General features: G+C 70.1%; 8 protein-coding genes and 1 riboswitch. Of the genes, 6 read left to right on the forward strand and 2 right to left on the reverse strand.

Annotated features, from left to right (window positions below):
• Positions 1-162: 162 nt before the first annotated feature.
• A complete protein-coding gene (locus tag VFF46_RS25885; RefSeq protein ID WP_325039812.1) occupies positions 163-2,970 on the reverse strand; it encodes an NPCBM/NEW2 domain-containing protein in 2,808 nt (935 codons plus the stop codon).
• A 99-nt stretch (positions 2,971-3,069) separates the two neighbouring features.
• Here VFF46_RS25885 and VFF46_RS25890 point away from each other — a divergent pair, with 99 nt between their 5' ends.
• The 5 genes from VFF46_RS25890 (at position 3,070) to VFF46_RS25910 (ending at position 8,940) form a co-directional block, all read left to right on the forward strand.
• The gene (locus VFF46_RS25890; RefSeq protein WP_325039813.1) at positions 3,070-4,065 is read left to right on the forward strand and encodes a LacI family DNA-binding transcriptional regulator; all 996 of its coding nucleotides are present in this window, start codon (positions 3,070-3,072) and stop codon (positions 4,063-4,065) included.
• Positions 4,066-4,206: 141 nt separating this feature from the next.
• The gene (locus tag VFF46_RS25895) at positions 4,207-5,160 is read left to right on the forward strand and encodes an ArsR/SmtB family transcription factor (RefSeq protein ID WP_325039814.1); all 954 of its coding nucleotides are present in this window, start codon (positions 4,207-4,209) and stop codon (positions 5,158-5,160) included.
• Positions 5,161-5,248: 88 nt separating this feature from the next.
• Positions 5,249-7,789, forward strand: coding sequence for a glycosyl hydrolase (locus VFF46_RS25900; protein WP_325039815.1), 2,541 nt, complete (start codon positions 5,249-5,251; stop codon positions 7,787-7,789).
• A 71-nt stretch (positions 7,790-7,860) separates the two neighbouring features.
• Positions 7,861-7,972: riboswitch (TPP riboswitch) on the forward strand.
• Positions 7,962-8,165, forward strand: coding sequence for a sulfur carrier protein ThiS (gene thiS / locus VFF46_RS25905; protein WP_325039816.1), 204 nt, complete (start codon positions 7,962-7,964; stop codon positions 8,163-8,165). (Overlaps the previous riboswitch by 11 nt.)
• 1 nt (position 8,166) lies before the next feature.
• Entirely contained in the window at positions 8,167-8,940 is a 774-nt protein-coding gene (locus tag VFF46_RS25910) for a thiazole synthase (protein WP_325039817.1), read from the forward strand.
• Here the strand turns inward: VFF46_RS25910 and VFF46_RS25915 are convergent.
• Positions 8,915-10,771 (reverse strand): DUF6807 family protein, encoded by a 1,857-nt coding sequence (locus tag VFF46_RS25915; RefSeq protein WP_325039818.1) that lies wholly within the window; start codon positions 10,769-10,771, stop codon positions 8,915-8,917. The genes VFF46_RS25910 and VFF46_RS25915 overlap by 26 nt on opposite strands.
• Positions 10,772-10,851: 80 nt before the next feature.
• Here VFF46_RS25915 and VFF46_RS25920 point away from each other — a divergent pair, with 80 nt between their 5' ends.
• The gene (locus tag VFF46_RS25920) at positions 10,852-11,238 is read left to right on the forward strand and encodes a RidA family protein (RefSeq protein WP_325039819.1); all 387 of its coding nucleotides are present in this window, start codon (positions 10,852-10,854) and stop codon (positions 11,236-11,238) included.
• The last annotated feature ends 214 nt before the right edge of the window (positions 11,239-11,452 follow it).

An 11,452-nucleotide genomic window follows, 5' to 3' on the forward strand; every position in this document is an offset into this window, starting at 1 on the left:
TCCGGTAGGTGGTGGAACCACACCGGTGTCACGTGTGGCGACCACCCCGGGTCGTCGATCGCGAACACCGCGACCAGGGGCTGCGCCAGGAAGTCGGCCATTTCCTCGTCGTCCATCGTTCGAAACTCCATGCCCGCACCCTCCCACCCGCCGCCGACAGTTTCAGTTGCACTCCAGCTTCGCGTCGGCCCAGTCCGCGTGGTCGTGGGCGTTGGAATCGCCGGCGTCCCCGACGGCGAGCGTCAGGTACTGGACTCCCGTCACGTCGACGTCGAGCGGGTACGGCGCCGAGGCGTTCGTGAGTACCGGCGTGTCCGCCAGTGTGCTGCCGTCGCCGGACACGGTGAACCGGACGGTGCCGAACGGATCGACCTCGTCGTCGACGCCCGTGGTGGCGGTGAACCGGTGGCACGCCCCGCCCAGGTACACCACGACCGAACCGTTGGCGTGCACCCCGAGACCCTTCGGGTAGACGGTGCCGTTGAGCGTGATCGGCAGGCCGTCGCCCGCGGCCTGTTCGCCGTTCGAGGTGTCACGCTCGACCGGCCCCCAGCCGTTTGTGGTGGACACGAAGGCCAGATCGCTGACGTACGCCGTACCCGTCGGAGCCGGGATCGGTACGTCGACGACGGCGCCTGCGCCGCTGGACCAGTGCGGCACGGATCGCTGGGTATAGGTGGCGGCCACGGCAAGAGGGTTCTGCGCCGGTGTGTCGCGAAGCGTCGGCGCGGTCGCCTGCCAGGTCGCGGTGACGCTGGTGCCCGGCGCGACCCGGTCGAAGTGCGCCGCCGTCGGCGCGAACGTCCAGCCCGGAACGCTGCTCCCCGGCGTCAGGTCGAGCCCCTGCACGCCGGGCGCGTCGGCCGGGACCGTGAAGGTCGCCACGACCGCGCCCGACTCACCGCGCCGTAACTGGGCCGGCGCCGAGACGGTCGTCGACGTCGGCGGCGGGGCCGGCTGGGACGCGGTGATGCGCAGGTTGTCGAACTGGTCGGTCTGGTAGCCGACCACCCCGATCCCGGCGTTCCCGGTCGCGTACGTCGCGTCGTCGACGGCCCCGATCCGCTTGCCGTCGAGCACCGCGGTCAGCGTCGTACCGGACATCTCCAGCGCCACCCGGTGCCACCGATGGATGCCGGGAGCAACCGTCCTTCCGGCGGCGAGAGTGGTCAGCGTCGCGTCGATCGAGGACCGTACGATCGACCAGGACCCGCGGTCGTCGATACGCAGGAAGTACCCCTCCTGATGGCTCTGCGGCCGCGACTGCTTCCCCGCCCGCCCGATCAGTTCGACGGTCCCGGGCTGGTCCCAGTACGTGTCCGTGGCGACCGTGTAGTCCTTCCACTGCGGATCCCCGAGCAACGCGAACGCGTCGGAGTCGTCCTGCCACACGATCGGCCGCGCCGGTGTCATTTGCCTGAGGCAAGTACCAGCGCGACCCGCACACCGGACCGTCTCGTACGAGCCCTGCATGTCCGCCAGCAGCCGCGCCTCCGCGCCGGGCCGGTACTGCTCGAAGCTGTCGACGTACGGCAACGGCAGTCCGGAACGCGGCGGGCTGACCGCACGTCCCGCCCCCTGGCCGCTCGTCGTGCTGATCGTGTACACCCGCCCCGGCTGCAGCGTGACCGACAGCCGCCCCGAGGAGTCCGGTACGACGTCCGCGACGTGTACGAGGTTGTCCCGCGCGCCGGCGCTCGACACGTCCGTGGTCCAGACATGCGCGACGGTCCGCGGCAGGTCGGCGACCGTGAGGTCGAACGTCTGCGCGGCGGTCGCCGTCGTGGTCTCGGCGATCACGCTGTACGCCGACGCGTCCGGCGCGCGCAGCGAGACGTACGAGCCGTTCGCGCGGTCGCCGCCCAGATACCCGGACGCGGAATCCACGAAGCTCCAGCCGGGCTTGGTGAACTGGGTGATCTGGGCCGTCGTCCACAGGCTCTTGCCGAGCCGGAACGCCCCAGACCACGGCTGGTCGGCGACCGCGAGGCCGACGGTGTCGTACGGCATCCCGGGATAGATCGCCGCCAGCAACGGCCAGTTCACGTACGCCGTCATCCGCGCGTCGAGGTACCCCCGGGTGATCGACCGGATCAGCGCGCCGGCGCCGGCGTCGAGGTCGAGCGAACCGTTCTCGCTGGCCCACAAGGGTTTCCCGTTCGCCCGGGCGACGTCCGTGGACGAGCACGACAACGCACTCCCCCCGTCACCGCCCTCGCAGGGGTAATGCGCGCCGATGATGTCGACGGCCGCGTTGAACTTCGGGTCGGCCGCCATCGCGTCCGCGACGTCCCAGCCGGAGTCCGCGCCGACCACCTGGGTGCGGTAGCCGCGGGCGGCGAGCGTCGAGTGCAGGTCCTGGTACCAGGCCTGGTCGTACCCGCGCTCGTTCCAGCCGCCGAGGTAGTCGATCCCGAGTCCGTGGCCGCGCGCGCAGCCGAGCCAGCGCATCAGGTACTCGACCATGTCGTGCGACCAGAACTGCCCGCCGCCGATCCAGCCCGGCGCACCCCAGGCGAGGCCGTACAGCTTGATCGCCGGGTTGCGCTTCTTCGCCTCGCTCATCAGCCACCACTCGTAGCCGCGGTTGCAGTTGAGGTCGCTCGCGGTGTGCTGGTGGCTCGGCTCGGCACCGTCGGTGGAGTTGGTGTCGCCGCCGATCTCGACCTTGAGCAGCTGCAGGTTCGCGCCGTACCCAGGTTTGAACAGGTAGTCGAGGATCCGGCTCCGCTCGGGCTCGGGGTAGTCGATGAGCAGCCGGCTGTTGCCACCGCCGCCGCTGATCGCCCCGATGCCGTCGAAGGTCCGCCCGCCCTGCCGCCCGTCGAGGGTGACCGCGGTCGTCGCCCCCGCCGATGGAGCCGCCGCCGCGGTGACCAGTGGCGGCCGGGCGGCTGTGGCGACCAGTGACGGCTGGGCCAGCGCGACCAGCAGTCCGACGGTTCCTGCGATCCATGGGCGGAACGGCATGGGATTCTCCTCCAGCTGGGCGGGCCGTGAACGCTCCCGGGAGCGTTCACGTCAGTATGGGATGCTGGCTCCGAACCGGTCAACAGGCGGATGGGAACGATGACGGCAGAGCGGCGGCGGGCGACCATCGAGGACGTGGCGAGCAGCGCGGGCGTGTCCCGGCAGACCGTCTCGCGGGCGATGAACGGCAAGGGTGAGATCAGCCCGGCGACCCGCGATCGCGTCCTGGACGCGGCTCGCCGGCTGAACTACCGGCCCAGTCGGTTCGCCCGGGGGCTGGTGCGGCAGCAGGTCACCACGATCGGGCTCCTGGTCACCGACCTGGCGAACCCGTACTTCCCGCAGCTGGCCTCCGCGGTGCTGGCGACCGCCGAGCAGCGCGGCTGGCAGGTCGTCGTATCGGCCACCCACGGCGACGCGGATCGCGAGCTCGACCTGGTCGACAACCTTGCCGACCAGGTCGACGCGCTGGTCGGCTACCTGGCCGCCGACGACGACGCGATCGCGGAACACGTCCGCGGGCTCCCGGTCGTCCTGCTCCAGCGAGATCCGGACTCGACCCGGTTCGGGGCCGTGGCGATCGACCTGGAGTCCGGGACCCGGCAGGCCGTCGAGCACCTCGTCGGTGCCGGCCACCGCGACATCGCGATGCTCGGCAGCGAAGGGCCCGACGACGTTGCCGACGTACGGCGGGACGCCTTCCGCGCGGTTGTCCGTGAGCTCGGCCTGGACCCGGCTCGGTGTCCGGTTCATCCGTGCGCGCAGTCCGTTCCGGACGGAGAGCGGGCTGCGGCGGCGGTACTCACGGCGTACCCGGAGACCACCGCGCTGTTCGCGTACAGCGACCTGATCGCCGTCGGCGCGATCCGGGCGGCCGTCCGGGAAGGCCGTCAGGTCCCCGGGTCCTGCGCTGTCGTCGGCTTCGACGGGCTGCCGCTCGGGGAGCTCGTCACGCCGGCGTTGACCACGGTCCATATCGACACCTGGCGCCTCGGCGAACTGGCCGTCGACCAGGTCGCCCGGCAGCTCGGCGAGGACAACAGCGGCGCCGCGGCGGTCGTCGTACCCCGACTGCTGGTCCGCGGATCCGGGTAGGCCAGACATACTTCGTGGCGAGACGTTGCCGAGAGCGAGGAGCAGGCGATGACCGGAAGAGCCGTCCGCCCAGGGGCCGGATCCGGCGGAGGAGGAGATGAGGCCGGGTTCGGGAACGGCCCGCAGAAGGCCTGACGCGCGTTGCTCACCTACGTTCTGACGTCGCAGGATCTGGCCGGCATCAGGTTCGCGGTGTCGCCGGTCGCCGAGATGGTGTTGTCGTTGCGGGCGCTCCGGGATCCCGGCCGCTTCCCCTTGCAGTTGGGGTGGGTGCGGGCCGTTCAGCCGCGGGTGACGGAGCTGGACTGGGACGTACTGCGGTGGCTGGTCAACGACACCATGGGGAGTCCGGACTTCCTCACGCCGCGGCCCTCGTCGCCGTTGACGCAGCTGTCCGACGAGCTGGACCTGATCGCCGCCGTGGACCAGACCACCTTCAAGAAGCAGCTGATAGCGGTCAACGGCGAGCTACCGGAGGGCCTGACGATCGACAAGGTCGTGCAGGCGCTCAGCGACTACTGGCAGGCCATGATGGCGCCGTACTGGAGCCGTATGCGCACCCTGCTCTCCGCTGACATCAGTTACCGCGGCCACGTGCTCACACAGCAGGGCACCGGCGCAATGCTCAACGGACTCGGCCCTGCCATCAGCTACGCGGACGGTCTGCTCAAGGTCGACAGGGTCGCGGAGCAGAGCCGTCAAGAGGAGATCAACGGGCGCGGTCTGGTACTCCAGCCGACGCTGTTCGGGCCGCATGCCGTCATCCCGTTCGACCCTGGCGCCGATCCGCTGCTCGGGTACCCGCCGCGCGGTCAGGCGAACCTCTGGTCCGTCGTAGAGCCACCGTCCCACCACGACCTGGCCCAACTGATCGGTACGCCGCGGGCGCGCATCCTCGAGCTCCTGACGCACCCCCGCACCACGACCGACCTGGCCGGCGAGCTACAGGTCACCCCGTCCGCGGTCAGCCAGCACCTCCAGCTTCTCCGCCGTACCGGGCTGGTCGAGCCGCAGCGCACCGGCAAACAGGTCCTGTACCGGCCGACCGAGCTGGCCGCGCTGCTGACCGGCAGCGAACCGTTGACACCGCCATAACCTCCGGCCATAGTTTTGCGAAAGCGATTTCGCACACAACGTCGTGGCAGCCGGCGTCCCACCACACCGCCCTGAATCAGGAGTCGGCATGAGACGTACTGTTGCGCTCGTTCTCGGAGTCCTCCTCGTCGCCATCGGCACCACCGTCCCGGCCCACGCCGCGACCCTCGCCCTCACCCCGATCACCGTCGGCAACGTGTTCACCGACGGCCAGCAGGTCAAGGTCGGCCTGAGTACCGACGCCTCGTCCGTGACCTGGTCGGCCGCCGACGTCAACGGCACTGTCGTCGCGACCGGCAGCCAGGCCGCCGCGAGTACGTTGCAGGTCGCGGTCACCACCCGCGGCTGGTACGAGCTCACCGTCCAGGCCGGTACGGCGACCGCCCGGACGACCTTCGCCATCCTCAGCCCACTCAGTACGGCGGCAGTCGCCGGCCTCACCACCAACCGGGTCGGCGACTTCGAGAGCACGGCCGAAGGCTGGACGTTCTACCCGGGCAGCGAGCACCCGGGCGCCACGGGCAGCTTCACGCTGGACACCACCGACAACCACTCCGGTACGAGTTCCGGCAAGTTGTCCGGCGACTTCAGCGGCGGCGGTGCGTACGTCAGCGTCAACCGCACCGTACCGTCGGTCGCGGCGACCAGTGTGAGCTTCTGGGCGAAGACGCCGAACCTGTCGTTCCTGACGTTCCGCATCACCGACTCGACCGGCCAGGTGCACCAGCAACGCCTGACGTTGTCAGGGGCAACCGATTGGCAGTCACTCACCGTCAGCCGCTTCGACGGCGGCAAGCAGTACGTGCACTTCGGCGGTGCGAACGACGGCGTCTGGCACGGCCCGGCCAAGCAACTCGAGGTGGTACTCGACAAGGGCGCGATCAACGGTGCCACGAGCAGCAGCGTGAACCTCGACGACCTCACGCTGAACGCCCCGGCGGCCGCACCGACGACCCCGCTCGGCGACTACGAGAGCGCCGCGGAGGGCTGGTCGTTCTACCCTGGCAGCGAGTTCCCGGGCGCGACCGGCAGCCTCAGCTACGACACCGTGTCGCCGCAGTCCGGCGCTCAATCGGCCAAGCTCAGCGGCGACTTCAGCGGCGGCGGGAACTACGTCGCACTCCAGCGCAGCTTCGTACCGATCGACCTCAAGGCCCTTGATCTGTGGGTGAAATCCAGTCAGGTCTCGTCGATCGGACTACGACTCACGGACGCGACCGGCCAGGTCCACCAGCAACGGCTCTCACTGTCGGGATCCGCCTGGCAGCACCTCAGCGTCACCCAGTTTGCTCAGGGCAACGGTTACCTGCACTTCGGCGGCGCGAACGACGGCATCTGGCACGGTCCGGCGACGGCGATCACCCTCACGCTGGACAAGAGCGCGATCCTCAGCGGTACGTCGGCAGCCGTCAACGTCGACGCGGTCGCCGCGACCACGGCCCCGACGTACCAAGGTGCCGGCACGCACTTCGCGCAGTCGTGGAACCCGGATCTGATGCCCGTACTCGCGCTGTCCGGAGCAGGTACGGCCCGCGACGAGGCGTACTGGAGCGAAGCCGAGACGAGCCCGGGCACGTACTCGTTCCCGGCCAAGATCACGACGTACCAGCAGGGATTCCAGGCGAACGGGATCGACCCGTTGATGATCGCCGATCGCGGGAACACCCTGTACGACGGCGGCAATCCGCCGACCACCGACACGGCTCGCGCGGCGTTCGCGAACTACGCCGACGCGCTCGCCACGCAGTACCCGCAGATCAAGAACATGGCGATCTGGAACGAGTGGGACATCAACGGCGAGGGCCCGGCGTACCAGACCCCGCAGGCGTACATCTCGTTGCTGCAGGCAAGTTATGCGAAACTGAAGGCGAACCACGCCGGGCTGACGATCGTCGGCGGCGGGGACACCGACGTGACGCAGCAGGCGTGGTTCCAGCAGTTCTGCCAGCTCGGCGGGCTGAAGTACCTCGACGTGGTGTCGATCCACCCGTACAACTACCTGAACGCGCCGGAGAGCCTCGGGACCTTCGTCGACCAGGTGCGGGCGACGATCCGGCAGTACAACGGCGGTGTCGACAAACCGATCTGGATCACCGAGGCCGGCTGGTACACCGGAGCCGGCAGCGCCGCGCCGGTCAGCGAACCGACGCAGGCGATGTACGTCGCCCGCGCGATGCTCAACGTCCCCGGGCACGACGTGGACCGGTTCTACCTGTACGACTTCAAGAACGACGGCATCGACCCGGCCAACCAGGAGTTCAACTTCGGGATGGTGCACAACGAGGCGGACGCGCTCGGCAAGTACACCCCCAAGCCGTCGTACGTCGCCTACGCCACGGCTGCGCGGCAACTCCGCGGGGCGACGTTCCTGGGCAAGGAGTACCCGGGCAACGGGCTGATCGACCAGGTGTACGCGGCAGGAGACGGTACGCCGTTCCGCGCGATCTGGGCGGCCTCCGGTGCGAACACGACGGTGACGGTCAACGCAACCGGCCCGGTCCAGGTCACCAGCCTGTACGGCCTGACCTACACCCTGACCCCCAACGCAAATGGTCAGGTCACAGTCACCGTCGGCACCTGGCCGACCTACATCTCCGGCTCGACCGTGACCTCCGTCACGACCCCCTGAGTCACTCCCGGCGATGACCTGCTCCCGCAGTGCGGGAGCAGGTCATCCCGCTGCCGTGAGGGAGCTATAGTCGAGTTGTCCGCGGGAGCTCGCAGGAAGTGGGCTGAGAGGGTGACCGGGCCGTCACCGACCGCTGAACCTGAATCGGGTAATGCCGGCGTAGGGAGGAAGCGTGGAATCGGTGTGGGTGAACGGTACGGCGGTTGACGGGCCGGCCGGGAAGTCGGTGGCCGAGTTGGTCGCGGAGTACTCGGACCGGAGCACCGGGATCGCGGTCGCGGTGAATCAGAGCGTGCTGACCAGGGCCGAGTGGGCGCACACCACGGTGCGCCCGGGCGACCGGGTCGAGATCGTCAGCGCGACGCAGGGAGGCTGAGATGGACGATCCACTCGAGCTCGGCGGGCGGACGTACGCCTCCCGGCTGATCATGGGGACCGGCGGCGCCGCCAACCTGGAGGTGCTGGAGGAGGCTTTGGTTGCCTCCGGCACCCAACTCACCACCGTCGCGATGCGCCGGCTCGGCACCGGCCACGAGGGCTCGGTCCTCGACGTACTGAAGAAGCACGGCATCGACGTCCTGCCGAACACGGCCGGCTGCCACACCGCCGCCGAGGCCGTGCTGACCGCGAAGCTCGCCCGCGAGGCGCTGGAGACCGACCTGATCAAGGTCGAGGTGGTCGCCGACGACCACCTGCTGCTGCCGGACCCGGTCGAACTGCTGGACGCCGTGGACGCCCTGGTGGCGGACGGTTTCACGGTCCTCCCCTACACCAACGACGACCCGATCCTGGCCCGTCGCCTGGAGCAGGCGGGATGCGCGGCCGTGATGCCGTTGGCCGCACCCATCGGTTCCGCGCTCGGCATCCGGAACCCGCACAACCTCGCGCTGATCGCCGAGGCCGCGAACGTCCCGGTGGTCGTCGACGCCGGCATCGGTACGGCGAGTGACGCCGCGCTGGCGATGGAGCTCGGCTGCGACGCGGTGATGCTGGCGACCCCGGTGACCCGCGCCGAGAAGCCCGCGCTGATGGCGGCCGCGATGCGCGACGCCGTCTCCGCCGGCCGGAACGCCCGCCTGGCCGGCCGGGTGCCGCGCCGCTGGCAGTCCGCGCTCGCCTCGTCGCCTACAACCGGCCTGCCAGCTTTCTAGCCTCCGCCGCCTCCAGCGGCCGATCCAGGAGTACGGCGGTCAACGACAACGCCAGCTCCTGGTTCGGTTGCAGCGCCAACGGCTCGTCCCACGCGAGCGCCGGACACACGCCGACGTACTCCGAGACCCGCAGGAACCACGGCCGTACCTGCTCGGGCTGCACCAGCAGCAGGCTGACCTCGCCCTGCACGAACGCGATCCACGGGCTGACCGACCCGAACGCCGCCTCCAGCCCGTCACCGTCGGCGCTCAGGACAACAGTTTCCGAGAACGGCAGCCGCCAGAAGATCCCGCCGTACGCCGCTCCTTCGCGTCCCGTTGTCGCCGGGCTGTCGATCCGGACCGGGCCGTACCGCGCGGTGAGGACGCTGCGCCAGTCGAGTCGCCAGCCGCCGAACGCCAGGTCGCCCGTGAGGCTGCGCCGTTCGACCAGTTGCGGGCGGCCTTGCTCGTCGTACCAGGTGATGTCGTCGACCAGTTCGCGATCGTCGACGGTGACCCCGCGGCTGCGTTGCTGGCCGTGGTTCGTCAGCAGGGTCGGGCCTTGACCGCGGACGTACGTGCGCGCGCCCCAGTGCGACGTACCGTTGACCTGCGCGACCGCGAGCGAGACGCCGTAGTGGTGCCGGTGGTCGACCGGGCTGACCTGCGTCAACGGGTGCCCGCCGAGCGTCCGGACCGGATGCAGGTACGGACGCGGCGCGTGCACCTGCGGCATCCGGCGGCCGAATTCGTACCGGGCCAGCATCCCCGCGGAGCTTCCCAGCTCGAAGATGTCGCCCTGCTGCTGCCACCCGATCCGATCGGCCGGCGCCTGCGACCGCGGCTCCTGCGGCACCGGCCCCGTGCTCGCCCGCACGGCCAGCCGCAGCTCCGGTACGTCGTCCGCGTCGTCCGCCGACCCCGTGATCGACGCGAACAACCGCTGCCAGGCCAGCTCACCGAGGTCCTTCTGCGGCACCCGCACGGTCGTCAACGACGGTACGGCGAACCGCGCCAGCCCGATGTCGTCCATCCCGGTCACAGACAGGTCCGCCGGTACGGCGACGCCGACCTCGTTGAGCCGCGCCAGCAGCCCGAACGCGACCAGGTCGTTGAACGCGACCACTGCCGTCACCTGCGCGTCGAGCACCCGTTCCACCGCGGCGTAGCCGTCCTCGATCGACCGGCCGCACTCCAGCCGGACGAGGTCCAGCCCCGGGATCTCCCGCTCGGCGACCTCGAGCGCCAGCAGCCGCAGGGTGTTCGACGCACTCGCGGCCGGACCGGACAGGAACGCGAGCCGGCGATGCCCCAGCCCGACCAGATGATCGACGACGATCCGCACGGCGCGGCCGTAGTCGACCACCACCGACGAGACCTCCGGCGGGCCATGGCGGTTGACGAGGATGACCGGCTGGACCTGCGGCAGCAGCTCGATCAGCCGCTCCTGGTCCATCCGCGGCGACACCATCATCAGCGCGTCGCACCGCCGCCGGGCCTCGATCGCGATCGCCGCCTCGGCCTTCGGGTCCTCGTCGGTCTCGGCGACCAGCACCTTGTACCCGGCGGCCGCGGAGGCGTTGGTGATGCCGCGGAGGATCTGCTGGAACAGCGGGTTGCCGAGGTCCGGGACGACCAGCGCGACCATGTTCGTGCGGCCCAGCGACAGGCTCCGGGCCAGGTCGCTCGGGCGGTAGTTCAGCTGCTCCGCGGCGGCGCGTACCCTGGCGACGATGTCGGGTGCGACACCGATCCGGCCGTTCATCACCCGGGACACGGTCGCCCGCGACACCTCGGCCACCCGCGCGACGTCGGCGATCGTGATGCTGTCCTTCGGTGTCCGGCCCATCGCTGCATCCTCTCCCGATGAAACCGGTTTCTCAACCCCCGGTGTGATCGGCTGGGAGCACACACCGAACGGAGGAACAGGTGACAGAGCTGGAGTATCCGCAGGTCCAGGGCGTTGCCCCCGGCAACGGCTACAGCCACGTGGTGACCGGAACCGGCCAGTGGGTCGCGGTGTCCGGGCAGGTGGCGCTGGATCCGGACGGGGCGTTCGTCGGGATCGGCGACCCGGGCGCGCAGGCCGAGCAGGTGTTCGCGAACCTCGAGCGCTGCCTGGCGGCGGTCGGCGCGACGTTCGCGAACGTGGTGAAGCTGACGTTCTTCGTCACCGACATCGGCTACCTGCCGGCGATCCGCGTGGTCCGCGACAAGTACCTTCCCGGCACCAAGCCGGCCAGTACGGCGGTGCAGGTCGCCGCCCTGTTCAGCCCCGACGCCCTCCTCGAGATCGAGGCCTACGCGATCGTCTGACCGCTCGACAGTACGTATACGTCCAGCATCCGTCTCCCGCACGCTGCGAGCGTCGGCCGGATCGGGTCCAGTGGGCGTATACGTACTGTCGAGCCGGCGGGAGTCGTCAGCGGAGGAGGTCGACGGCCAGGCGGGCGGCTTGGCCGATGGCGGTGTCGACGCGGGGTTGGCGGACGTCGCCGCGGGCCGCGAGGGTGAAGACGGCGAGCGCGTA

The sequence above is a fragment of the Kribbella sp. genome, from assembly GCF_035655035.1.
GTDB lineage: Bacteria > Actinomycetota > Actinomycetes > Propionibacteriales > Kribbellaceae > Kribbella.

Bases quoted from the DNA above. Each gene is read 5' to 3' on its own strand.
- VFF46_RS25885 (WP_325039812.1), bottom strand. From the start codon at position 2,970: ATGCCGTTCCGCCCATGGATCGCAGGAACCGTCGGACTGCTGGTCGCG.
- VFF46_RS25890 (WP_325039813.1), top strand. From the start codon at position 3,070: ATGACGGCAGAGCGGCGGCGGGCGACCATCGAGGACGTGGCGAGCAGC.
- VFF46_RS25900 (WP_325039815.1), top strand. From the start codon at position 5,249: ATGAGACGTACTGTTGCGCTCGTTCTCGGAGTCCTCCTCGTCGCCATC.
- VFF46_RS25910 (WP_325039817.1), top strand. From the start codon at position 8,167: ATGGACGATCCACTCGAGCTCGGCGGGCGGACGTACGCCTCCCGGCTG.
- VFF46_RS25915 (WP_325039818.1), bottom strand. From the start codon at position 10,771: ATGGGCCGGACACCGAAGGACAGCATCACGATCGCCGACGTCGCGCGG.